The organism is Sphingomonas sp. M1-B02 (assembly GCF_026167525.1).
In the GTDB taxonomy this organism is placed as follows: domain Bacteria; phylum Pseudomonadota; class Alphaproteobacteria; order Sphingomonadales; family Sphingomonadaceae; genus Sphingomonas.
Genome location: NZ_CP110679.1, coordinates 1971997 through 1995800, shown reverse-complemented (window position 1 = coordinate 1995800; position 23804 = coordinate 1971997). Strand labels below are relative to the sequence as shown.

23 protein-coding genes and 1 tRNA gene are annotated in these 23804 nt (G+C 66.2%); 15 read left to right on the top strand and 9 right to left on the bottom strand.

The window, feature by feature from the left end; all coding sequences use genetic code 11:
* Positions 1-25: 25 nt before the first annotated feature.
* Genes OKW87_RS09535 through OKW87_RS09525 form a run of 3 tightly spaced genes read right to left on the bottom strand, consistent with a single transcriptional unit; the run spans position 26 to position 4620 of the window.
* Positions 26-1813 (bottom strand): AMP-dependent synthetase/ligase, encoded by a 1788-nt coding sequence (locus tag OKW87_RS09535; RefSeq protein WP_265538959.1) that lies wholly within the window; start codon positions 1811-1813, stop codon positions 26-28.
* Between the two features lie 38 nt (positions 1814-1851).
* On the bottom strand, positions 1852-3570 hold the full coding sequence (gene ggt, locus OKW87_RS09530) for a gamma-glutamyltransferase (protein WP_265538956.1): 1719 nt from the start codon (positions 3568-3570) through the stop codon (positions 1852-1854).
* A gap of 45 nt (positions 3571-3615) precedes the next feature.
* The gene (locus OKW87_RS09525; protein ID WP_265538953.1) at positions 3616-4620 is read right to left on the bottom strand and encodes a quinone-dependent dihydroorotate dehydrogenase; all 1005 of its coding nucleotides are present in this window, start codon (positions 4618-4620) and stop codon (positions 3616-3618) included.
* A gap of 237 nt (positions 4621-4857) precedes the next feature.
* Here OKW87_RS09525 and OKW87_RS09520 point away from each other — a divergent pair, with 237 nt between their 5' ends.
* From OKW87_RS09520 to OKW87_RS09465, 12 genes are all read left to right on the top strand, one after another.
* Positions 4858-5808 carry a helix-turn-helix domain-containing protein gene (locus tag OKW87_RS09520; protein ID WP_265538951.1) on the top strand — a complete coding sequence of 317 codons (951 nt, stop codon included), beginning with the start codon at positions 4858-4860 and terminating at the stop codon, positions 5806-5808.
* A gap of 18 nt (positions 5809-5826) precedes the next feature.
* Positions 5827-6330 carry an RrF2 family transcriptional regulator gene (locus OKW87_RS09515; protein ID WP_265538949.1) on the top strand — a complete coding sequence of 168 codons (504 nt, stop codon included), beginning with the start codon at positions 5827-5829 and terminating at the stop codon, positions 6328-6330.
* A 1-nt stretch (position 6331) separates the two neighbouring features.
* Entirely contained in the window at positions 6332-7795 is a 1464-nt protein-coding gene (gene sufB / locus OKW87_RS09510; protein ID WP_265538946.1) for a Fe-S cluster assembly protein SufB, read from the top strand.
* On the top strand, positions 7792-8274 hold the full coding sequence (locus tag OKW87_RS09505) for a hypothetical protein (RefSeq protein WP_265538944.1): 483 nt from the start codon (positions 7792-7794) through the stop codon (positions 8272-8274). The genes sufB and OKW87_RS09505 overlap by 4 nt, the downstream gene beginning before the upstream one ends.
* 24 nt (positions 8275-8298) lie before the next feature.
* Entirely contained in the window at positions 8299-8730 is a 432-nt protein-coding gene (locus OKW87_RS09500) for a hypothetical protein (protein ID WP_265538943.1), read from the top strand.
* A gap of 9 nt (positions 8731-8739) precedes the next feature.
* Positions 8740-9483, top strand: a complete 744-nt coding sequence (gene sufC, locus OKW87_RS09495) for a Fe-S cluster assembly ATPase SufC (RefSeq protein ID WP_265538941.1) — start codon at positions 8740-8742, stop codon at positions 9481-9483.
* A gap of 148 nt (positions 9484-9631) precedes the next feature.
* The gene (locus OKW87_RS09490) at positions 9632-10714 is read left to right on the top strand and encodes a SufD family Fe-S cluster assembly protein (protein WP_265538939.1); all 1083 of its coding nucleotides are present in this window, start codon (positions 9632-9634) and stop codon (positions 10712-10714) included.
* A gap of 80 nt (positions 10715-10794) precedes the next feature.
* The gene (locus OKW87_RS09485) at positions 10795-12057 is read left to right on the top strand and encodes a cysteine desulfurase (protein ID WP_443025099.1); all 1263 of its coding nucleotides are present in this window, start codon (positions 10795-10797) and stop codon (positions 12055-12057) included.
* Entirely contained in the window at positions 12054-12524 is a 471-nt protein-coding gene (locus OKW87_RS09480; RefSeq protein WP_265538935.1) for an SUF system Fe-S cluster assembly protein, read from the top strand. The genes OKW87_RS09485 and OKW87_RS09480 overlap by 4 nt, the downstream gene beginning before the upstream one ends.
* 128 nt (positions 12525-12652) lie before the next feature.
* Entirely contained in the window at positions 12653-13009 is a 357-nt protein-coding gene (locus OKW87_RS09475; protein ID WP_265538933.1) for a HesB/IscA family protein, read from the top strand.
* 165 nt (positions 13010-13174) lie between these two features.
* Positions 13175-14236 carry an L-glyceraldehyde 3-phosphate reductase gene (gene mgrA / locus OKW87_RS09470; protein WP_322740308.1) on the top strand — a complete coding sequence of 354 codons (1062 nt, stop codon included), beginning with the start codon at positions 13175-13177 and terminating at the stop codon, positions 14234-14236.
* The gene (locus OKW87_RS09465) at positions 14233-14700 is read left to right on the top strand and encodes a GreA/GreB family elongation factor (RefSeq protein ID WP_265538932.1); all 468 of its coding nucleotides are present in this window, start codon (positions 14233-14235) and stop codon (positions 14698-14700) included. The genes mgrA and OKW87_RS09465 overlap by 4 nt, the downstream gene beginning before the upstream one ends.
* Before the next feature lie 20 nt (positions 14701-14720).
* Here the strand turns inward: OKW87_RS09465 and OKW87_RS09460 are convergent.
* From OKW87_RS09460 to infA, 5 genes are all read right to left on the bottom strand, one after another.
* Positions 14721-14796, bottom strand: a tRNA-Phe gene (locus OKW87_RS09460).
* A gap of 30 nt (positions 14797-14826) precedes the next feature.
* Positions 14827-15009: a DNA gyrase inhibitor YacG gene (locus OKW87_RS09455; protein WP_265538931.1), complete on the bottom strand. Its 183-nt coding sequence runs from the start codon at positions 15007-15009 to the stop codon at positions 14827-14829.
* Positions 15006-15959 carry a ribonuclease E/G gene (locus tag OKW87_RS09450; RefSeq protein WP_265538930.1) on the bottom strand — a complete coding sequence of 318 codons (954 nt, stop codon included), beginning with the start codon at positions 15957-15959 and terminating at the stop codon, positions 15006-15008. Before OKW87_RS09450 ends, OKW87_RS09455 begins: the two co-directional genes overlap by 4 nt.
* Positions 15952-16521 (bottom strand): Maf family protein, encoded by a 570-nt coding sequence (locus OKW87_RS09445; protein WP_265538929.1) that lies wholly within the window; start codon positions 16519-16521, stop codon positions 15952-15954. The genes OKW87_RS09450 and OKW87_RS09445 overlap by 8 nt, the downstream gene beginning before the upstream one ends.
* Before the next feature lie 11 nt (positions 16522-16532).
* On the bottom strand, positions 16533-16751 hold the full coding sequence (infA, locus tag OKW87_RS09440) for a translation initiation factor IF-1 (RefSeq protein ID WP_010162480.1): 219 nt from the start codon (positions 16749-16751) through the stop codon (positions 16533-16535).
* Positions 16752-16981: 230 nt separating this feature from the next.
* On the opposite strand from infA, the gene OKW87_RS09435 reads away from it, so the two are divergent.
* From OKW87_RS09435 to OKW87_RS09425, 3 genes are read left to right on the top strand one after another with little or no spacing between them, the layout of a single operon-like run.
* Complete coding sequence (locus OKW87_RS09435) at positions 16982-18133, top strand: acetyl-CoA C-acetyltransferase (RefSeq protein ID WP_265538870.1); 1152 nt, start codon at positions 16982-16984, stop codon at positions 18131-18133.
* A gap of 11 nt (positions 18134-18144) precedes the next feature.
* Entirely contained in the window at positions 18145-18924 is a 780-nt protein-coding gene (locus tag OKW87_RS09430; protein ID WP_265538868.1) for an SDR family NAD(P)-dependent oxidoreductase, read from the top strand.
* Positions 18921-20060, top strand: coding sequence for an acyl-CoA dehydrogenase family protein (locus OKW87_RS09425; RefSeq protein WP_265538866.1), 1140 nt, complete (start codon positions 18921-18923; stop codon positions 20058-20060). Before OKW87_RS09430 ends, OKW87_RS09425 begins: the two co-directional genes overlap by 4 nt.
* Before the next feature lie 217 nt (positions 20061-20277).
* Here OKW87_RS09425 and OKW87_RS09420 read toward each other — a convergent pair whose 3' ends face one another.
* On the bottom strand, positions 20278-23742 hold the full coding sequence (locus OKW87_RS09420) for a class I SAM-dependent DNA methyltransferase (protein WP_265538865.1): 3465 nt from the start codon (positions 23740-23742) through the stop codon (positions 20278-20280).
* Positions 23743-23804: the final 62 nt, after the last annotated feature.

The following is a 23804-nucleotide window of genomic DNA, read 5'->3' as shown; positions in this document are numbered from 1 at the left end:
CCCCTTGAAGGGGGGTTGCGACGGCTCAGTACAGCGCGTCGAGCCTCTCGCCATAGGCCTGCTTGAGCACGTGCCGGCGGATCTTCAGGCTCGGGGTCAGCTGTTCGTTCTCGATCGTGAACGGTCCGTCGGCGATGATGAATTTCCGCACCCGCTCGATCACCGATAGATCCTTGTTCACCCGCTCGACCGCCGCGGCCAGCGCCGCGCGGTAATCGGGGTCGTATGCGAGCCGCTTGAAATCGCAGCGCGCGCCGCCGCGCGCGCACCATTCCTGGGTCCATTCGGGATCGGGGACGATCACCGCGGTCATGTAGGGCCGCTTGTCGCCGGAGATCATCGCCTGGACGATCTCGGGCTGGAGCGTCAGCATCCCCTCCACCTTCTGCGGCGCGACATTGTCGCCCTTGTCGTTGACGATGATATCCTTCTTGCGGTCGGTGATCTGGATGCGGCCCTTGTCATCGATCAGGCCGATATCGCCGGTGTGGAGCCAACCGTCCTTGAGCACCCGCAAGGTCTCGGCCTCGTTGCGCCAATAGCCGTGCATCACCAGCTCGCCGCGCACCAATATCTCGCCGTCGGCGGCGATCCTGACTTCGACTCCTTCCATCGGCGGGCCGACCGTGTCCATCTTGAGCCCGACCCTGGGGCGGTTGCAGGAGATGACCGGCGCGGATTCGGTCTGGCCATAGCCCTGGAGGAAAGTGAGCCCGAGCGACTGGAAGAAGATGCCGACTTCGGGATTGAGCGGCGCCCCGCCCGAGACCATCGCCTTGATCCGCCCGCCGAACTTCTTCGAGATCTTGGGCATCAGCGTCGCCTTCAGGATCAAATCCATCGGCCGATCGCGCAGCGGCACGCCGCCGGCCGCCTTCTTCGCGCCGATCGCGATCGCGCGCTCGAGCAGATAGGCGGAAAGCTTGCCCTGCTTCTCGACGGTCTTGGTGATCCGCGTGCGCAGCACTTCGAACAGCCGCGGCACCACGACCATCATCGTCGGGCGGACTTCCTCGATGTTGGAGGCGAGCTTCTCGAGCCCTTCGGAATAATAGATTTCCGCGCCCAGCCCGATCGGGAAGAACTGGCCGCCGGTATGCTCATAGGCATGGCTGAGCGGCAGGAAGCTGAGGAACACCTCGTCGTCCCAGCCGAAATCCTCGGAGATGATCGTGCAGCAGCCCTCGACATTGTGGAGGATCGCGCCGTGATGCTGCATCACCCCGCGCGGCGAGCCGCCGGTGCCGCTCGTGTAGATGATGCAGGCCAGATCCTCGCGCTTGAAGGTCGCGCGCGCCGCGGCATCGGCGGCGTCGCTGGCGTGGCGGGCGATCAGCTCGTTCCAGTCGTGATATTCGATGCTGCCTTGCTGCTGGCCGATCCGGACCTCGTCGATCCCGATCACCATCCGCGCCGAGGAAGAGCGGATCGCGGCAGGGAGCAGGGTCTTGATCAGCTTGGCGTTGGAGACGACGATCGCGCAGGCGCCCGAATTCTCGATGATATGCTGGTGATCGCGCTCGGTATTGGTGGTGTAGGTTGGCACGGTCACGCAGCCCGCGGCCATGATCGCCAGATCCGTGATGCAGAATTCGGGGCGATTCTCGGAGACGAGCATCACCCGATCGCCGTCCTTCAGCCCCATCGCGCGGAACGCCGCGGCGAGGCTGGCGACCTTGCGCGCCGCCTCCGCCCAGCTGGTCGGCTGCCATGCCCCCCCGGCCTTGTGCCACAAGAAGGGCGCGTCGCCTTTTTCGCGCGCGCGCGTGAAGAACATCTGGACGAGATTGTCGAACCGTTCGAGCTTACGCATTCCTCTTCCCTTTCAGGCGCTGCTTGTGCAGCGTCCCTTCATTCCGATGGCCGGTTCGGCACCGCGCCGACCCGGCGAATCGCCTCGATTCGTCCGTCCTGATGCATCGCCACGCCTTCGCTGCGCGGATCGGCCGCGCCGGCCCAGCGGCCGCCCGTCAGCTCCACCGCATTGGCCTTGAGACCCATCGGCGCCGATTGCACCTTCTCACCCAGCGCCTGCAGCGCCGGGAGCATCGCGTCGAGCTGGGTGCCCTTCTCGGCGGTTGCGCCGGGGCCGGGGGCATAGAGCAAGCCGAGCGCGACGGCGTCCTGCGCGGTCAGCTTCCAGTCGATCACGCCGATCAGCGCCTTGGCGACCTGCGCGATGATCGTCGATCCGCCCGCCGCGCCGATCGCGATCCGCACCTTGCCGTCGGGGCCATAGACGATCGTCGGCGCCATCGAGCTGCGCGGACGCTTGCCACCCTCGACGCGATTGGCGACCAGATAGCCGTCCTTCTCGGGCGCCTTGTCGAAATCGGTGAGCTCGTTGTTGAGCATGATCCCGTCGACCGACAGGCCCGAGCCCCAGGGCCCCTCGATCGTGGTGGTCACCTGCGCGACATTGCCCGCACCGTCCGCGACCGAGAGCGAGGTCGTGCCCGGCACTTCGCTGGGGGTGACCCGGATGCGCGCCGGTGCGCCGGCGGGGGTGCCGGCGGCGACCCGCGCCATCGTCGCGGCGGGATCGATCAGCGCCGAGCGCCCGGCGATGTAGCGCGGCGCCAGCAGGCCCTTCAGCGGCACCGCGACGAAATCGGGATCCCCCAGATAGAGGTCGCGATCGGCATAAGCGAGGCGCGACGATTCGGCGAACAGATGCCAGGCGGTCGGCGAATCCTTGCCGAGCCGGGCCATGTCGAACCGCTCGAGCTGCTTGAGGATCAGCAGGACGGTGATGCCGCCCGAAGACGGCGGGCCCATCGAGCAGATCTTGTGCCGGCGGTAGCTGCCGCAAAGCACGGGTCGTTCCTTCGCGTCATAGGCGGCGAGATCGCCCAGCGTCATCCGCGAGGGGTTGCGCGCCGCGCCGTTGACCGCGGCGACGAGCTTTTGCGCCTGCGGGCCGACATAGAAACTGTCGGGGCCGAGCCGCGCGACACGATCCAGCATAGCCGCCTGCTCGGGATTTCGGACCTGAGCGCCTACGGCAAGCGGCTTGCCATCGGGTCCGAAGAAGATCGCGCGGGCGCCGGCATCGATGTGGCGCGCAAACTGGACCAGCGAATTGCCGAGCCGCGGCGACACTTCGAAGCCGTCGCGCGCGAGCCGGACGGCGGGCTCGAACAAGGTGGCCCAAGGAAGCTTGCCCTGGCTGCGGTGCGCCAATGCCATGGCGCGGAGCGTGCCGGGAACGCCCACGCTGCGGCCGCCGGCGACTGCGTCCATATGCCCCATCGGCCTGCCGTCGGGGCCGAAGAACCAGCGCCCGTCGGCCGCCATCGGCGCGGCTTCGCGGCCGTCGATCGTGGTCGTGCGCTTTCGCTTGGCATCATATTGGATGAAGAAGGCGCCGCCGCCGATGCCGGCGCTCTGCGGCTCGACGACGTTGAGCGCGAGCATCGTTGCGATCGCCGCATCGGTGGCGCTGCCGCCCTTGCGGAGTATTTCCACCCCCGCCGCTGCGGCACGGGGATCCGCGGCGCTGACGATGCCCTGCGCCTGCGCGGCGAAGGGCAGGAAAAGAGCGACGAGCAGCGCGACCATTTTCTTCATTGCTACAGCCGTAGCGAGCTTTGGAGCCGCGGCAAAGACGCAACGTCAGGCCCTCGCGATGCCCTCGACGATCGCGCGCACCAGCCCCGGGCCGCGATAGATCAGCGCGCTATAGACCTGCACCAGACTTGCGCCCGCCTCCAGCCGCGCGCGCGCCTCGTCGGCGCTGTCGATGCCGCCGGCGGAGATCAGCGGCAGTGCCCCGCCCGACGCGGCGCGCGCCTCGGCCAGCTTGGCGCGCGCCAGCACGGCAAGCGGCGCGCCCGAAAGTCCGCCGGCTTCGCGCGCGTGCGGCGACCGCAGGCTCGCGGGCCGCGAAAGCGTGGTGTTGGAGACGATCAGCGCGTCGACCCGGTTGTCGATCGCGGCGCGGATCGCACCTTCCATTCCGGCCCGATCGAGGTCCGGCGCGACCTTCAGAAACAGCGGGCGCCGCGTGCCCGCGGCCGATCGCGCGGCGTCGCAGGCCGCGAGGAGCTCGTCGAGCGCCGGTCGCGACTGGAGATCGCGCAGGCCGGGCGTGTTCGGCGAGCTGACATTGATCGTGATATAATCGGCATGCACCGCTGCCTTGGCGACCCCCAGCGCATAATCGGCGACTCGATCCGTCGACTCCTTATTGGCGCCGACATTGATGCCGAGGATGCCGGGGCGCCGCTTCAGCCCGACGATTCGCGCGAGCGCGGCGTCGATGCCGTGATTGTTGAACCCCATCCGGTTGACGATCGCTGCATCCTCGGCGAGGCGGAACAGCCGTGGCTTGGGGTTCCCCGGCTGGGGCAGGGGGGTGAGCGTCCCCACCTCGACCGCGCCGAAGCCGAGGCCGAACATGCCCGGGATCGCCTCGGCATCCTTGTCGAGCCCGGCGGCAAGCCCGACCGGGTTGGGAAAATCCAGTCCGGCGAGCCGGACTCGCTGCGACGGGTCCGTTTCGGAGTCGATGCCGAACGGCGCGCCGATTCTGCCCCAGGCGCGCAGCGCTGCGATCGCGGCGCGGTGCGCGGTTTCGGCATCGAGCGCGAAAAGTGCGGAACGGATCGGATAGGCCATCGGGGCATCGCCTTCGCACCACCGCGCGGCTGCGTCAAAGCAGCCATGTCGAATCCGTCCAATACTCCGCTCAACTCTTTGGCGTAAGACGACTTTGCGACCCGAGGGGTTTCCGCTCAATGGGGGGAACCTTTCCACTGGCCCGGCCGGGTAACTGGCCGGGCCTCTTTTTGTCCTCGCCTGCCTTCGACTATGGGCTTACCATGGGTCCAACGAGGGCGGGGGTACTCGAAGTCCATGCGCAGCAACGTCAATTGCAGGGCCAGACCGGATTCGGACGATCCCGATGCGCCGTCGCTCCCGACGATCGAGCTGAGGCATGCGACCGGGCGGCTGCTGCCCCACGTCGAATCATATTATCTGTTCCGCGGCGACGGACCTGAATATTTCGGTCTTGAGCGAGTCAATCTGGGCCAGATCCGCTTCCTGATTCGCGGCGAGGGCGAGATGACCTTTCCCGACGGTCATCGCGAGGCGTTGAAGCCGATCATGGTCGCGGGCCCCGGCAGCGCGGCAGCGAGCTATCGCATCGGCGGTTGCTTCCTGTGCTTCGGGGTGGTGCTGCGCGCGATCGGCTGGAAGGCGCTCATCGGCATTCCCGCGCACAAGGTGACCGACCATATCATGGATGGCGAACGGCTGTTCTGCGACCAGGCGCCGCAGGCGTTGGAGCGGATGCGCGGGATGGAGAGTCTCGACGACATGATCGCGGTCATCGCCCCGCTTCTGATCATGCGGCAGGAGGAAGTGAATCCGGTGCCGCCGCTTCATTTCCCTTTCCTGCGCGCGGTGCGCGAATGGGCGGCGAGCGAGGATCCGACGATCGATGCGCTCTATGCCGCGGTCGGCGCCGGAAACGGGCTCGGCGAGCGGCAGGTGCAGCGGCTGTGCCTCGAATATTTCGGCGGATCCCCGACCACGCTCAAGCGCAAGTTCCGCGCGATCCGGGCGGCGATGAAGCTCTATCAGGGCGCGAACCTGAGCGAGGTGCTGGAGCCCTTCGCCGATCAATCGCACATGATCAACGAAGTCCGCCACTTCACCGGCTACACGCCGACCTCGCTGCGCGGCAGCAACGATCCCACGCTCGCCTTCACGCTGCACAACGAAACGCTTCATTTCCTGCCCGAAGTTCTGCCCGAACCGGTTGACCTGAGAGGCAAGGGAGCCCATTTGCAATCGGACTGAATTTGTCCGATTGGGATCATGCGTCTTTCGAGCCTTGCCGATTATGCCGTGGTTATGATGGCCGCCGCCGCGCGCCATTGCGGCGTGGCGTGTCGGCTCAACGCGACGCTGCTCGCCGAAGAGACCGGGCTGCCGTTGCCGACCGTGCAGAAATTGGTCAGCAGGCTTTCGGCCGCGGGGTTGCTTGAAAGCGCGCGCGGCACCGGCGGGGGCTTCCGCCTCAGCCGGCCACCGGCGGCCATCTCGATGGCCGATATCGTCGAGGCGATCGAGGGGCCGATCGCGCTGACGACCTGCGTCGATGCCGGCCGGCACGATTGCGCGGTCGACGGCACCTGCCGGGTCAAGCCGCATTGGGATGCGGTCAACGGCGCGGTTCGCGGCGCGCTTGCGGGGGTCAGCCTCGCGAGTCTCAATGGGCCCACCGCTTCCGCGGAGGGGGCCGCTCAACGCCCGTTCATCTCGGATACGGCAATGCAAAGGGAGGGCGGGGTTGCGTTGCACCCGGCCCGTACGGGATAATATGGCCACCAGGAATGCTGAGGCGCTTGCCGCCGCGAACAAGAAATATGAATGGGGTTTCAGCTCGGATATCGAGCAGGAATTCGCCCCCAAAGGGCTGAGCGAAGATACGGTCCGCTATATCTCGGCCAAGAAGAGCGAGCCCGAATGGATGCTCGACTGGCGGCTGAAGGCGTTTCGCGTCTGGCAGACGATGGAGCTGCCCGATTGGGCCAAGCTCAAGATCCCGGCGATCGATTATCAGGACGCATTCTACTACGCCGAGCCCAAGGTGAAGAAGACGATCGGCTCCTTGGACGAGCTCGATCCAGAGATCCTGCGCGTCTATGAGAAGCTCGGCATTCCGATCGAGGAGCAAAAGGTGCTCGCCGGCGTCGAGGGCGCACGGAAGGTCGCGGTCGACGCGGTGTTCGACTCGGTTTCGGTGGCCACGACGTTCCGCAAGGAGCTCGAATCGGCGGGCGTGATCTTCCGCTCGATCAGCGAGGCGATCCGCGAATATCCCGATCTGGTGCGCAAATATCTCGGCAAGGTCGTGCCGGTGCGCGACAATTTCTTCTCTGCGCTCAACGCCGCGGTCTTCAGCGACGGCACTTTCGTCTACATTCCCGAAGGCGTTCGCTGCCCGATGGAGCTCAGCACCTATTTCCGGATCAATGCCGAGAATACGGGGCAGTTCGAACGCACGCTGATCGTCGCCGACAAGGGGTCCTACGTCTCCTATCTCGAAGGCTGCACCGCGCCGATGCGCGACGAGAACCAGCTCCACGCCGCGGTGGTCGAGCTGATCGCATTGGACGATGCCGAGATCAAATATTCGACCGTCCAGAACTGGTATCCCGGCGACGAGAACGGCCTGGGCGGCATCTTCAACTTCGTCACCAAGCGCGCCTTGTGCGCGGGGACGAATTCGAAGGTCAGCTGGACCCAGGTCGAGACCGGCAGCGCGATCACCTGGAAATATCCCAGCTGCATCCTGCAGGGCGACGGCTCGGTCGGCGAATTCTATTCGGTCGCGGTGACCAACGGCATGCAGCAGGCCGATACCGGCACCAAGATGCTCCACATCGGCAAGAACACCCGCTCGACGATCGTTTCCAAAGGCATCTCGGCGGGCCGCTCGGACAACACCTATCGCGGCAAGGTGCTGGTGAACGCCAATGCCGAGAATGTCCGCAACTTCACCCAGTGCGACAGCCTGTTGCTCGGCGATCAATGCGGCGCGCATACCGTGCCCTATATCGAAGTGAAGAACCCGACCGCGCAGATCGAGCATGAGGCGACCACCTCGAAGATCAGCGAAGACCAGATGTTCTACGCGATGCAGCGCGGGCTCGATTCGGAGGCCGCGGTGGCGCTGATCGTCAACGGCTTCGCCCGCGAAGTGCTCAAGCAGCTGCCGATGGAATTCGCGGTCGAGGCGCAGAAACTGCTCGGCATCAGCCTCGAGGGGAGCGTGGGGTGATCCTGCCGCTGCTCCTTCTTCTCGCGCAGGACATGCCCGCCACGCAGGCGGTCGAAGAGCAGGATATCGTCGTGCGCGCGACCTATGGCCTGACCACGATGCTGTTCGACAAGGGCGGCGACGGCAAGCTGCGCAATTGCCGCATCATGGTTTCCAGCGGCAGTTCGCGGCGCGACACCGCGGCGTGCGAGGCGACTCCGGTCTGCTATGCGGCGACTGCGGAGAAAGTGCCCGATTGCGTCGCCCTGACGGCGATCGCGCCCGGCGTGCCGCCGCCTTCACCGGCGAAGGGCACGGAAGCGGTGTTCGACATGCCCGGCCTCGCCCAGCCCAAGCCGGCAGACCCCGCGGCGATCGGCCCCAGCATCGACCAGGACGAAAGCCGCGAAACCGCGCGCCAGCGCGTCAAGCTGCCGCCTTTGCCCAAGGCCCCCTCCAGCGGCGCCGTGATCCGGATCAACAATGGCGCGGATGACTGACCCCGCCGCGCGAAAGGTAAGTATATGAGTATCGCATTGGTAATGGCAGTCCTGCTGCAGACGGTGAATGTCAGCGGCGGCGTCGCGGTGAACGACGTGCCGCAGATCGGCATCGCCACCCGCCATGCCCGCTGCATCGTCCGCCGCGTCGGCGTGGCGCCCGAAGCGGAGGCCGCGCGCACTTCCGCGGTCAACGCCGCGGTGCGCGAATGCCGCAGCTATATCGAGGCCAATTTCGCGCAGGGCCGGGTCAAGGTGGGCGACCGCGTCGTCAATGCCCGCTGGTGGCGGCGGATGCAGGACGTGCTCGATTCGGTCGAGCAGGACGTCGCCGCCGCGATCGTCACGCCCAAGCAGTATAAGATCATCTGGCAGCTGCCCGATGGCGGCCGCGTCGACGCCTATGACGCGTCCGACCCGCTGACCACGGTGCGGCTGCTCACCGTTCCGCTCTGAAAGACCGACATGCTCAACATTCGCGACCTTCATGCCGAAATCGACGGCAAGGAAATCCTCAAGGGCCTGAGCCTCACCGTCAACGCCGGCGAGATCCATGCGATCATGGGTCCCAACGGCGCCGGCAAGTCGACGCTCGGCTATGTGCTCGGCGGCCGGCCGGGCTATGAGCCGACCGGCGGCTCGGTGACCTTCGGCGGCGTCGACCTGCTCGAACTGGCGCCGCACGAGCGCTCCGCGGCGGGGCTGTTCCTCGGCTTCCAATATCCGGTCGAGATACCGGGCGTGTCGAACGTCCAGTTCCTGCGCGAGGCGCTCAATGCGCAGCGCCGCGGGCGGGGCGAGGCGCCGCTCTCGGGCGCCGAGTTCCTGAAGCTTGCCCGCGCCCAGGCCGATGCGCTGGGGATGGACCAGGAAATGCTCAAGCGGCCGGTCAATGTCGGTTTCTCGGGCGGCGAGAAGAAGCGCAACGAAATGGTCCAGATGGGGATCATCGGCCCGAAGCTGGCGATCCTCGACGAGACCGACTCCGGGCTCGACATCGATGCGCTGAAAGCCGTCGGCGACGGCATCAACCGCATCATGCGCGCGCCGGACAAGGCGGTGATCCTGATCACCCATTACCAGCGGCTGCTCGACTATGTGCGGCCCGATTTCGTCCATGTGCTGAGCGACGGACGCATCACGCGCACCGGCGGCGCCGAGCTGGCGCACGAGCTCGAGCGCGAAGGCTATGGCGCGGTGGCGGCGTGAGCGGGATGAATTTTATCCTCCCCGGCACGGGGAGGGGGACCGCCAGCGCAGCTGGTGGTGGAGGGGGCTCTCCGCGAGCACATCCCCTGCGGCCCGCCCCCTCCACCATGCTGCGCATGGTCCCCCTCCCCGTACCGGGGAGGATCGAATGACAGTGCTCGATCTTCCTTCGCCGCGCTCGGAAGAGTGGCGTTGGGCGGATATGCAGGCGCTGCGCGCGGCTGCTGCTGCGGAACCGCGTACGACAGTAAGCAGTCCCGGCGAACTGTTCCTCGACATCGAAGGTCCCCGCTTGCTGTTCGTCGACGGCATGTTCGAGCCCGCGCATAGCCGCCCCGGCCCGATCGAAGTGGCGCAGATCGATCCCCAGACTGCGCACCCGCTCGGCCAGCGCGCGGTGGGCGAAGGCTGGTCGCTGCGGCTCGATCGCGCGGAAGCCGTAACGCATATCCAGATCGTCCACATCGGCTCGGGCGGCGAGAATCATGTTCCCGCGCGGATCCTGCTCGCCGACGATGCGGTCGCGTCGATCGTCGAAACCTATGCAGGCTCGGGCTGGGCCAATCGCTTCACCAGGATTTCGCTCGGCACCGGCGCGCGGCTGATGCGCTCGGTGCGGCTGCTGCAGGACGATGGCTTCGTCTCGATCCGCGACGAGGCCGAGATTGGCGAGGCCGCGAGCCTGGTGTCGATCTTCCTCGGCGCGGGCGGGATGGGCAGCCGGATCGACGGAGCCTTGACGCTGACCGGCAAGGGCGCATTCGCAGAAATGGGCGGGGCGCTGCTTACCCGTGGGAGCCAGCGGCAGGAAGCCGCGGTCGCGGTGCGGCATGAGGCAATCGAAGGCAGTTCGCGCCAGACGTGGCGCGCGGTCGCCGCCGATCGCTCGGTCGCGAGCCTGGCGGCGCGGGTCGAGGTGGCGCGCCACGCGCAGCAGACCGACGGCGAGCAATCGCTGCGCGGGCTGCTGTTGGATCGGGGCGCGACGGTGAATCTGAAGCCCGAACTCGAAATCTTCGCCGACGACGTGAAATGCGCGCATGGCGCGACGGTGGGCGAACTGGATCGCAATGCGCTCTTCTACCTGGAGAGCCGCGGGATTGCCGAAGCGCGGGCCAAGGCGCTGTTGACGCGGGCCTTCGTCGCCGACGCGCTGTCGCGGATCGGCGAGGATGCCGTGCGCGAGGCGTTCGAGGCGGATGCAGACAAGTGGCTGGGGGCGGCGCTGTGAGTGCGGACGGAAATATCCTCCCCGGTACGGGGAGGGGGACCGCCGCCGAAGGCGGTGGTGGAGGGGGCGTGCCTCAAAGTATGTCGCCGGCGGAGAGCCCCCTCCACCAGCCTGCGGCTGGTCCCCCTCCCCGTACCGGGGAGGATAACAAGGCAGCCCTCGACCTCGTCGCCGATTTCCCCGCCATCCCCGTCGGCTGGGCCTATCTCGATACCGCCGCGACCGCGCAAAAGCCGCGCCCAGTGATCGATGCGATCACCCGCGGCTATGCCGAGACCTATGCCACCGTCCACCGCGGCGTCTATCAGCGCTCGGCCGACATGACGCTGGCCTATGAAGCCGCGCGCCGCCGGGTCGCGACCTTCATCGGCGGCACGCCCGAGGAAGTGGTCTTCGTCCGCGGCGCGACCGAGGGGATCAACCTCGTCGTGCAGTGCTGGGCCGGCACGCAGCTGAAGGCGGGCGACCGCATCCTGCTTTCCACGCTCGAGCATCATTCGAACATCGTGCCGTGGCAGATGGTCGCCGAGCGCATCGGCGCCGAGATCGACGTGATCCCGCTCACCGAAGACCATCGCATCGATCTCGACGCGATGGCGGCGATGCTCACCGATCGGCACAAGCTCGTCGCGCTTGCGCATGTCTCCAACGTGCTCGGCTCGCAGCTCGATTGCCGCCGCGCCGCCGATCTGGCGCACGGCATAGGCGCGAAGATCCTGCTCGATGGCTGCCAGGCGGTGCCGCGGATGCCGGTCGACATGGCCGCGCTCGATTGCGACTTCTATGTCTTCTCGGGGCACAAGCTCTACGGCCCTACGGGGATCGGCGTGCTGTGGGGTCGCAGCGCATTGCTCGAAGCGATGCCGCCCTATCAGGGCGGCGGATCGATGATCGATCGCGTGACGTTCGCCAGGACCACCTATGCCCCGCCACCGGGGCGGTTCGAAGCCGGGACGCCGCACATCGTGGGCGTGGTCGGGCTGCACGCGGCGATCGACTATGTCGAGGGCATCGGGCTCGAACGCATCCATGCGCATGAGACCGCTCTGGTAACCCAGGCGCGCGACGCGCTGTCGCAGCTCAACAGCGTGCGGGTCTATGGCCCCGCCGACAGCGCCGGGATCGTCAGCTTCGCGGTCGAGGGGGTGCATCCGCACGACGTCGCCACCATCTTGGACGAGGGCAATGTCGCGATCCGCGCAGGCCATCATTGCGCGCAGCCGCTGATGGACGCGCTCGGGGTGCCGGCGACGGCGCGGGCGAGCTTCGGGGTCTACAATAACGCAGCCGATATCGCGGCTTTGGTGAAGGGCGTGGAACGCGTGACGAGGATATTCGGATGAACGAGGAGCGCAGGATCGAAGTCGAACAGGTCGACGCCGTCGAGCCGCCGCCCAAGGCGCGGGTTCCGGTCGAGGATGTCCAGCAGACGTTCGAGCGCAAGCGGGACTATCTGGCCGGCTTCCTGGCGCAGAAGCCCGAGCCCGATCCCGCCGGCGGCCCCGGCGGCGAAGTCTATGAGGCGATCGTCACCGCGCTAAAGGAAATCTACGATCCCGAGATTCCGGTGAACATTTATGATCTCGGGCTGATCTACGGCGTCGAGGTCACTGACGACGGCCATGCGGTGGTCAATATGACGCTGACGACGCCGCACTGCCCGGTGGCGGAAACGATGCCAGCGGAAGTCGAGCTGCGCGTGGGATCGGTGCCCGGCGTCGGGCATGCCGAAGTCAATCTGGTGTGGGATCCGCCCTGGGATCCGCAGAAGATGACCGACGATGCGAAGCTTGAATTGGGGATGCTGTAATTAATCAAGAAGCCCCTCGCCTTCAGGGGAGGGGTTGGGGGTGGGGGGATGTCTCACAGAGACTGAGCCCGCGGATAGACCCCACCCCAACCCCTCCCCTAAAGGGGAGGGGCTTGAAGGAAGAAGAGATGACCGAAACCAAGACCCGCAGTCGCCCCGCCGCGCTCAACCTCACCGAGCGCGCATACGCCCGCATCGCCGCGTTGATGGCACAGGCGCCCGAGGGCGTGATCGGGGTTAAGCTGTCGACGCCGAAGCGCGGCTGTTCGGGGCTGGCTTATTCGGTCGACTATGTCACCGAAGCCAAGCCGTTCGACGAAAAGATCGATACTCCGGGCGGCACCTTGTTCGTCGACGGCGCGTCGGTGCTTTACCTCGTCGGATCGACGATGGGCTGGGTCGAGGATGATTTCACCGCAGGCTTCGTCTTCAACAATCCCAACGCCAAGGGCGCCTGCGGCTGCGGCGAGAGCTTCACGGTTTAAGCTTTCCTACAGGCACCCCAATGTGCCAAGTTGCCGATATGTTCTATTCTGCCAACCAGTTCTTCTGCCCGGTTTGAACGAATATTGCGCTCGGCTGTTCGTTAATTCCCCAATTCGCGAGAAAAGTGCGAAGCTAAGCCGCGAATCGGAACGCAAGGAAATCTGATGCCCGCCCCAATTCCCTATGCCGCCGATCCCCAGCGCTACGAGGGTCGCATGCCCTATCGCCGAACCGGGCGCTCGGGGCTCGATCTTCCGGCGATCAGCCTCGGCCTCTGGCAGAATTTCGGCGGCGCCGACGTCTTTGAGGCCGGCCGCGCGATCCTGCGCCGCGCCTTCGATCGCGGCGTCACCCATTTCGATCTCGCCAACAATTACGGCCCGCCCTACGGCTCGGCCGAGGAGAATTTCGGGCGGGTGCTGGCGACCGATCTCGCCGCGCACCGCGACGAGCTGATCGTCTCGACCAAGGCGGGCTGGGATATGTGGCCGGGGCCCTATGGCGACGTCGGCGGATCGCGGAAGTATCTCATCGCCTCGTGCGACCAGAGCCTAAAGCGGATGGGGCTCGATTATGTCGATATCTTCTATTCGCATCGCGTCGATCCCAAGACCCCGCTGGAGGAGACGATGGGCGCGCTTGCTCACCTCCACCGCCAGGGCAAGGCGCTCTATGTCGGCATCTCGTCCTACTCGCCCGAGCTGACCCGTCGCGCCGCGGCGATCCTGGCCGAGGAGCGCGTGCCGCTGCTGATCCACCAGCCGAGCTATTCGATGCTCAATCGCTGGGTGGAGGACGGCCTGCTCGACACGCTGGACGAGCTCGGCGCGGGCGCCATCGCCTTCTCGCCGCTGGCGCAGGGGATGCTGACCTCCAAATATCTCGACGGCGTGCCGGATGGCGCGCGCGCTTCGAAGGGCGGCTCGCTCAACCAGAAGCTGCTGAGCGACGACAATCTCGCGCGCATCCGTGCGCTCAACGCGATCGCCGAGCTGCGGGGCCAGACGCTCGCGCAGATGGCGATCGCCTGGGTGTTGCGCGATCCGCGCGTCACCTCGGCGCTGGTCGGCGCGCGCACGGTCGAGCAACTCGACGATTCGCTCGATGCGGTGAAGAATCTGGCGTTCACGCCCGAGGAACTGGCCGAGATCGACACGCATGCCACCGAGGGCGCGATCGATCTGTGGAAGGTCTCTTCCTCGCTCGAGGACCTCCCCCAGCGATGAGCGTAGCCTTCCGCCGCGAGAGCGACGAGGAGCATCTCGAACCCAAGTTCGAGCTGCCGCTCCCCGCCGGGCCGAACATGGTCACCGCGCGTGGCTTCGCGATGATCGAAGCCCGGGTCGCCGAGCTCGAAGATGCCATCACGGCCGAGACAGAAGACGCCGCCCGCGAAGACCGCAAACGCCAGCTACGCTATTGGAAGACCCGCCGCGCCACCGCGCGCGTTGCCCCACCGCCCGAGGCGGGCGTGGTCGGCATCGGCGCGCGCGTCCGCATCCGGATGGCCGGCAAGGAAAGGCTGCTCGATATCGTCGGCCATGACGAGGCCGATCCCGCCGCCGATCGAATCGCCTTCTCCGCCCCGCTCGCGCACGCACTGATCGGTGCAGAAGTAAGCGAAAAGGTCGATTTCAACGGCAAGGTCGAGGCGATCGAGGTGCTGGGGAGCGAAGCGATCCCGGATTGAGAGCATGCTTCGGGGAAAAGTGGTGCCCGGGGACGGATTCGAACCGCCGACACTGCGATTTTCAGTCGCATGCTCTACCAACTGAGCTACCCGGGCATCTGGCCGGCGAACGCCGGAGCGGGGCTATTAGTCGCGGTCCGCCGCGCTGTCCAGTGCGCTAAGTGCTTCCGGGTCGACGGATTCGGCCGGCACCCGATAGCCTTCGCCCAGCCAGTTGAGCAGATCGCGATCCTTGCAGCCGCGGCTGCAGAAGGGCGTGTACTCGGGGTTCGTGGGTTCGCTGCACAATGGGCAGGTATCGCGCTTCAACTGATTTGCTCCTTGGCGGACGTGAAGGCCGTCGTGCCGCCCGTGCGCCGGGCAAGTTCGTCGAGCCAGCCGGGCTCCTGCGCCAGGCGACGGGCGATGCGGCTGGTCACCATATGGGTGGCCGGGGGCGGTGGGGGAAGGCGTTCGACGCGGCGGAGCTCGGCGCGCGTCTCGGCGCCGATCGGATCGGCGCGCAGAAGCTCGAGCAGCGAGGGCCGGGTGCGGCGGCGGACGATCTGGAGGAAACCGAAGCCGTTGACGGTGGTGCGCTCGAACGGCTGGGGCAGTGCGGCGTCGATCGCCTCTGCCACCGCCTGGCGTGCCGATTTGCTGGCGAGCGTGGGGAAATCGATCCCGATCGAGCCGGCGATCCCGTGCCGCTCGATCGCGCGCGCAACGGCATGCGCCGCCGCGACCGCGAGCGGCTCGAGCGGCGCGGACCCGTCGACGTCGAACAGGGTCATGGCCGGGGTAGGCGAGACGCGCAGCGCGCCGCCGGCGAAGGCGATCTCGCCGGTCACCGCCTCGTCCAGTACCTCGGACCAGCCGGCTTCCTCCAGCGCGTCTGGCTCATGCGCGCGGAGCTGGCGGACCGGCAGGCCGCTTGCGCTGATCCGCTCGAGCAGCGTCGGTCCGGGAGCCGGCGCGGCGTCCGAGGGCACCGCCTTGGGTAGCTTGGCACGGCCGGGCTCGGAAATCGCCTCGCGGACGATCTTGACCCGCAGCGTCGATCCTTGGGTGATCCCCTTGGGCAGCGGATCGCACAGGGCTTCGCCGCCGCCGTCGAGCGCCACCTTGCCGGTGCCGCGGTCAATCAGCCGCGCGCCGGTCACCGTGCCGACACGGACGCCCACATTTTCCAGTTCGATCCGCGCCTTCCAGATGCTCCCGCGCGAGACCAGGGCGGCGCGCGCCTCGCCGATCCCGGCTTCGTAGAGCCACTCAGCCAAGCGCATATCCGGCGGATTCGAGCAGCGCCCGGGTCTCGAACAGCGGCAATCCGACCACGCCCGAATGGCTGCCCGAGAGGAAACGGACAAACGCCTCGGCCTTGCCCTGGATGGCATAGCCGCCCGCTTTGCCCATGCCTTCGCCGCTGGCGACATACCAGTCGATCTCGGCGTCGCTCAGCCGCTTGAAGGTGACGATCGTGTCGGAGACGCGCGTGCGCGCCTTGCCGTCGAGCCCAATCACGCAGACCGCGGACAGGCAGTGGTGCCGCCGTCCCGAGAGCAAAGCGAGCATGCGGCGCAGGTCCGCTTCATCCTGGGGCTTGGCGAGGATGCGGCGGCCGACTGCGATCGTGGTATCGCCGGCGAGGAGGATCTCCTCGGCTCCGCGCGGAACCGCGTGCGCCTTGTCGATCGCGATGCGCAGCACATAGTCCCGCGGGAGCTCGGCCTTGCGCGGCTCCTCGTCCACATCGGGCGCGGCGATGCGATCGGGCATGGCGCCGATCCGCGTCAGCAAATCGAGCCGCCTGGGCGATGTGGATGCTAGAACGAGCCGCACGGGGCGACCGCTTATTTGAAGCGGTAGGTGATACGGCCTTTGGTCAGGTCGTAGGGCGTGAGCTCGACGAGCACTTCGTCGCCCACCAGCACGCGGATGCGGTTCTTGCGCATCTTGCCGGCGGTGTGGCCCAGGATCTCGTGGTCGTTCTCGAGCTTCACGCGGAACATGGCGTTGGGCAACAGCTCAACGACTTGGCCCCGCATCTCAAGCAGTTCTTCTTTCGCCAAAAATAAGCCTCTCAGGTGAGCGCGCGCAGGAACGGCGGTGCCTTTACTCTGCCGCGCGCAAAAAGGGAAGGCGCGGGAACCAGATCGGCATCCCGCATACTCGAGGCATATAGCGCATCAAGGGCAGCATTTCCATGCCCTACGCTGCAGCCCTTGCCTTTGGCGCCGTCCCTAACTTACACTCTTGTCAGTTGACGGTCGATCAAGGCCGCGGTGGGCAGGAGTGCGGGATGGCAGAGGCATATATCGTCGCGGCGGTGCGTAGCGCGGGCGGACGTCGCAACGGGCGGCTGATGGGCTGGCATCCGGTGGATCTGGCAGCAGCGGTGCTCTCGGAAGTGACCGACCGCAGCGGAGTCGATCCGGCTGCGATCGACGATGTCATCATGGGCTGCGTCGGCCAGGCCGGCGAGCAGGCGCTGCATGTCGGCCGCAACGCGGTGCTCGCCTCGAAGCTGCCCGCCAGCGTCCCCGCGGTGACGATCGATCGCCAGTGTGGCAGCTCGCAGCAGGCGATCCAGTTCGCGGCCCAAGCGGTGATGTCGGGCACGCAGGATGTGGTCATCGCCGCCGGCGTCGAACATATGAGCAGGGTGCCGATGGGCACGTCGGTCGCGGGCGCCAAGCCGTTCAGCGACGCCCAGCTTGCCCGCTTCGGCGTACGCGGGTTCAGCCAGTTCACCGGCGCCGAGATGATCGCGCGCAAATATGGCTATGACCGCGCGCAGCTCGATGCCTATGCGCTCGAAAGCCACCGCCGCGCCGCCGCCGCGGTCGCGCGCGGCGATTTCGACGACGAGATCCTCGCGCTCGACGTCGAGACGGCGGAGGGCAGCCAGCGGCACAGCGTCGATGAAGGCATCCGCTTCGACGCAAGCCTTGAAGGGCTCGGCGCGCTCAAGACGCTGGCGGAGGGCGGCACGATCACCGCGGGCAATGCCAGCCAGATCTGCGACGGTGCGTCCGCCGTGATGATCGTGTCTGAGGCCGCGCTCAAGGCGCATGGCCTCACCCCGCTCGCGCGCATCGTCAACCTCACCGTGACCGCCGGCGATCCGGTGATCATGCTCGAGGAACCGCTATTCGCCACCGATCGCGCGCTCCAGCGCGCAGGCATGAAGATCGGGGAGATCGACCTGTATGAAGTCAACGAGGCCTTCGCCCCGGTGCCGCTCGCCTGGCTTGGCCATGTCGGCGCCGATTCCGATCGGCTCAACGTCAATGGCGGCGCGATCGCGCTCGGCCATCCGCTCGGCGCATCGGGCACCAAGCTGATGACGACGCTGGTCCACGCGCTGCGCAAGCGCGGATTGCGCTATGGCCTCCAGACGATGTGCGAAGGCGGCGGCGTCGCCAACGTCACCATCGTCGAAGCTCTCTGAAGGGACAGGATATGAAGTTCGAAGGCACCGCAGCCGTGATCACCGGCGGCGCATCGGGATTGGGCGCGGCGACGGCGCGGGCATTGGCGGCGGCGGGGGCGAAGGTGGCCTTGTTCGACATGAATGAAGAGAAAGGCGAGGCGCTGGCCGCCGAGCTGGGGGGCATCTTCTGCAAGGTCGATGTCCGCTCGGACGAGGAAGTCGATGCCGCTTTCGCCAAGGCGCGCGAAGCGAACGGGCAGGAGCGGATCCTGGTCAACTGCGCTGGGGTCGGCAATGCCTACAAGACCGTGAGCCGCGATCGCACCACCGGCGAGATCAAGCAATTCCCCGCCGCTGCGTTCGATTGGGTGATACAGGTCAACCTGGTCGGCAGCTTCCGCTGCATCGTCAAGAGCGCCGCGGGGATGCTCACGCTCGACCTTCCCAAGGGCGAGGAGCGCGGGGCGATCGTCAACACCGCCAGCGTCGCCGCCGAGGATGGCCAGATCGGTCAGGCCGCCTATGCCGCGTCGAAGGGCGGGATCGTCGGCATGACGCTGCCGATCGCGCGCGACCTTTCGGGCGAGGGCATACGGGTCAACACGATCCTGCCCGGCATCTTCGACACGCCGCTGATGAACGCCGCGCCGCCGCAGGTGAAGGAGGCGCTCGCCGCCGCGGTGCCCTTCCCCAAGCGGCTCGGCGTGCCCGAGGATTATGCCAGCCTCGCGCTCGAGATGCTGCGCAATCCCTATTTCAACGGCGAGGATGTGCGACTCGACGGCGCGATCCGCATGGCGCCGCGATGAGCTGGCGCGACGATCCCGAGCTGGCGGCGCTGGCCGACAGCGCCGCGCGCTTCTTCGAGCGGGAAGCCCCCCCGGAACGCATCGCCGGCTGGCGCGAGGCGGGGCAGGTCGAGCGCGCTTTCTGGCGGCAGGCGGGGGAAGCGGGGCTGCTCGGCGTCTCGATTCCGGCGGAATATGGCGGCGCGGGGGGCGATTTCCGGCATGACGTGGTGCTGGTCGAACAGGTCGGCAAACATGGTGTCGAGGGCTTCGCGCTCTCGCTGCACAATGTCGTCATCCTGCCTTATGTCCTCGCCCACGGCACCGAGGAGCAGAAACGCCGCTGGCTGCCCAAGCTCTGCTCGGGCGAAAGCGTCTCGGCGATCGCGATGAGCGAGCCGGGCGCCGGCTCCGACCTGCAGGCGATCCGCACCACGGCGATCCGGGACGGCAACGGCTATCGGATCAACGGCGCCAAGACCTTCATCTCGAACGGCCAGATCGCCGATTTCATCATCGTCGTCGCCAAGACCGATCCGGCGGCGGGGGGCAGGGGCGTCTCGCTGCTGGTGGTCGAGACGGCGGAGGCAGAGGGCTTTCGCCGCGGCCAGGCGCTCGACAAGATCGGGCTCGATGCGCAGGACACGTCCGAACTCTTCTTCGACGATGTCTGGGTGCCCGCGGACAATCTGCTGGGCAGTGCCGAGGGCATGGGCTTCCGCCAGCTGATGGCCGAGCTGCCGCGCGAACGGCTGGTCATCGCGGTCTCCAGCGTGGTGACGATGGAGAAGGCGCTGGAGGTCACCACCGCCTATGTCCGCGAGCGCCAGGCGTTCGGGCAGGCGGTGTTCGATTTCCAGAACACCCAGTTCAAGCTCGCCGAATGCAAGGCCAAGGCGGTGGTCGCCAAGGTCTTCGTCGACGATTGCATCGAGCGCCAGCTGGCCGGAACGCTGGATTTGTCCACCGCGGCGATCGCCAAGCTGTGGGTGACCGACAGCGAATGGCAGGTGGTGGACGAATGCCTCCAGCTGCATGGCGGCTATGGCTATATCAACGACTATCCGATCGCGCGGATGTGGCGGAATGCGCGGGTGCAGCGGATCTATGGCGGATCGAACGAGATCATGAAGGTGCTGATCGCGCGGGGGCTTTAGCGGGCGGCTTGTAGGGAGTGGCGCGGTTAGCTTCCCACTTTTCTCGCGTTTTGTGAAAGTTCGTTTCAGGGGTGCGCAGCATTGTTGCGTGCCCGGTTGCGGGCAGTGAGCGGGGATCAGACGATGCGAAAGAGCCGATCCTAGCTTCGCATGTTTGGCGTCAAATTGACAGCAAAAAGAACAAAAAGGGAATATATATTACCTTAAAGTGCAACGATTAGGCTGCGTAGCGCCCATCTTCCAGCTTGCGCAACCGGCCCATGCCGGCGAGCGTATCGAGCACCGGGCCGACGCCCTTGGCGTTGGTGCCCTTGAAGGCGCGGGCGACGTCGTTGGCGGCGATCGGCCGGGCCGCGCGATCGACCACCGCGGCGACCGCGACGAACCGATCGGGCAGGGCTGCCGGCCAGGCGAGGATGTCGGCCGTGGGCTGGACGGTCTCGGGCAGCGCGAGCGTCTTCTGTTCCCTGGGCGCCGAATAGCCGGGCTTCTGGAAATCGGGGCGCAGCCACTTGATCTCGCCCTTGGCTTCTTCGGCCGCGCGGACTTTGTTGAGTGCGACGAGCTCTTCTAGGATCTGCTCGTCGGTCAGGTCGGCGGGCCAGCCATAGGCTTCGGCGACGGCGGCATCGATCGTGTCGTGATACTGGCGGATCAGCGAGACGCAGCCGCGCGACGCCATGTCGCGATCCTTGTCCGACAGCACGGTCCCGGCTTTCTCGGCGGCGCGCAGCGCTTCGAGGACGTTGTAGAGCTTGGTGAGGGTCAGGTCCTCGTGGCGCGCGAGCACGTCTTTGCGGAGCGCGTCGAGCTTCTCGGCGGCGTCACGGATGCGGTCCTTGAGGGCTTCGTCGGTGGTGTCGGGGAAGGGGAAGGGGTCGAAGCAGCGCGATTTATTGTACCGAGGGTCGTTGCCAACACCCAGCCGTCCACCAGCCGCTAGCGCCCAAACAAGGTGGAACTGGCTTGAGAGCACGCCGAGCGCATAGGCGTCGTCCAACCCAAAAGTCACAAGAGCGCTGTCAGGTGCCGTATCGACGGACAAGAACACGAAAAAGCGATGCTTCGCCGTTTCGAGGGTTGCAACATATCGGCGAAGGTCAGCTGTGAATCGCCTGAACAATGGTCTCGGGTGCCCGATCACCCACCAATCCCGCGCGAACTTATCGTTCCGGCTTTGAACTCGTTCTGGCTTAACCGTAGAGATTAGATGATTATAGAGCGCTGGAAATCTGGACTGTACCCACGCTTCGCTATGACCAAAAAAGTCGATCACGAAGACATCCCGCGAACGTTGCGATAGATCGCGACCATTGAGATATGGGCGGACAAACTCTTCGAGGCTCGCATCTGACTCGGTTGCGAAATTGTTCCGTTGCTCCCGGGAGATAACAAAGCCGTCCCCGATGACTTTCATACCGACGCAACAAAGATCTTCACTCGCTCGTAGGGCCTTTGCCGAAGCTACATCAGCACCCACTCTGAAGTCAGCACCAACATATCCGATCTTCGCGATCGGAAGTGTGGCATCGCCATTGGCGACACGCTCGATAAGCGAACCCGACTTTTCACCAGCAGCGATGACGCTCATCGAAATCCGCACAGCTGCGCCGTCGCCTTCATCAACCCAAGGGTGGTCGGCAATCGCGTAGACCAATGAAACGGGCTTGGATTTGCTGGCTAGATGGCGCTCAACAATTCTGCGGTTGTAGGCCTGGGTAATTGAATTGGTGCCGATTAGGCCTGCGCGACGAGCATGGCCCTTTCCAACGATGGCCGCCGCTACGTGCCACCAACGAAGCACAAAATCCGAAGCTTCAGGGATGTCAGACTGCGCTTGCTGGATCGCGTCCACATATGTGTCGCCCAAGATCGCCCGCATACGCTTCGAGCCAATAAACGGTGGGTTCCCAATGATAAAGTCGGCCTTCGGCCACTTCGCCGCTTTCGGATTGACGTAGCGATACACCTCCACCCGCGCCGTTTCGTCAGGCACATTCTTCCCCGTAACCGGGTGAAGCTTCATCGTTTCGCCATCCCAGCGCGTCACCGGTTTGCCGGCCTCATCCCGCTCCAGCTCGCGCTTGTCCCACGTAATCAGCGCATCGCGGTTCTCGATCGTCTTGACGTCGCGCAGCACCGGATCGGGGGGCATACGGTCCTCGCCGTTCACGCGGAAATGCCATTGCAGATAGCCGATCCACAGCACCAGCTGGGCGATGTTGGCGGCGCGCGGATTGATCTCGATCCCCAGGAAGTTCTCGGGCGTGATCGTGTGGCCGCTGATCTCGGCGAGATACTGGTCGTCGCCAAGCTCCTGGAGAAGCTCCAGCACTTCGCCCTCAAGCTCCTTCATCCGCGCCATCGCGACATAAAGGAAATTGCCGGTGCCGCAGGCGGGGTCGAGCACTTTGGTCTGCGCCAGCTTGCCGTGGAAAGTCTCGACGATCTTGCGCGCGCCATCCTTGTCGCCGGCTTCGGCAGCTTCGGTGGCGGCGGCGCGCGCGCCGATCCAGTCCTCGCGCAGCGGCTCCATGATCGTCGGCCCGACCAGCCGCTCGACATAGGCGCGCGGCGTATAATGCGCGCCCAGCTTGGCGCGCTCCTTCACGTCGAGCGCACGCTCGAGCAACGTGCCGAAGATCGCCGGCTCAACCTGACGCCAATCGGCCGAGGCGGCGGCGATCAGCACGTCGATCTCCTCGGGCTCGAGCGGCAGCGCGGCGGTTTCCTTGAAGAGATAGCCGTTGAACTTGCGCACGGTTTCGCCGGCATCGCCGAGCGCGCCGACGAAGCCGCCGGTATCCATCTTCGCCCATAGATCGGCAAGCATCGGCGGCAGGTTCTCGGGCCGGTCGCGCACCTTCTTCAGCAGCGCGCTGAAGCTGTGCTTGGGGATCAGCCCGGTATCTTCGGCGAACATCGTGAACAGCAGCCGCATCAGGAAGGCGGCGGTGCGATCGGGGTTCTGCTCGCGCGCCTCGATCCGCCGCGCCAGCGTGGCGAGATGATCGGCGATCCCGCGCGTGACGCGCGCCGCCTCTGCCGAGGGATCGAGCGCCATCGGGCGATCCCAGATATCGCGCAGCCGTTCGCGCACCTGCTCGTCGCGCAGATCCTCCAGCGTGATGCGAAAGCGGCGGCGATCGGGGAAGGGCGCATAGCCCTTCCCGCTGCGCGCGAAGTCCGAATAGACGTCGATGCAATAGCCGACATCGGTGATCAGCAGGAAGGGCGGCCAGCCATGATCCGCGGGCAGCGCCTTGGCGTAGCCTTCAGCCTGGCCGGCCGCGCGCTGCATCGCGCCGGTCCATTGCCCGGTGCCGCGCTTCGCCATGCCGCGCTTGAAGCGTTCGCCGGCGGTCTGGCCGAAGAAGTCGCGCAGGGAGTCGCCCTGGCCTTTCTCCACCGCCTCGATGTCGGCGGCGCTGCCCTGCTTGGCCTCCAGGATGAAGCTGTCGCGCTTGTAGCAGTCGATCCAGCCGTTCGACGTCGTGCCGTCGATCTCGGTCTTGATGACGTTGCGCTCATAGACATAGTCGTTGGCGGCCGCGTCGGATCGTGTCGGCTGTGGTTCGCGCACGCCGATCAGGGCGCACAGATCGTTGACGAACAGATGCGTGTTGGCACGCTCGTTTCCGCCCGACTTGCTCCACTTTTCGATGAACTCGTCGACGGTCACGCATCCCCCTGGGCCGCAACTCTGCGCATGTCGGGGAGTGGGCGCAAGCGAAACCCCGCCCA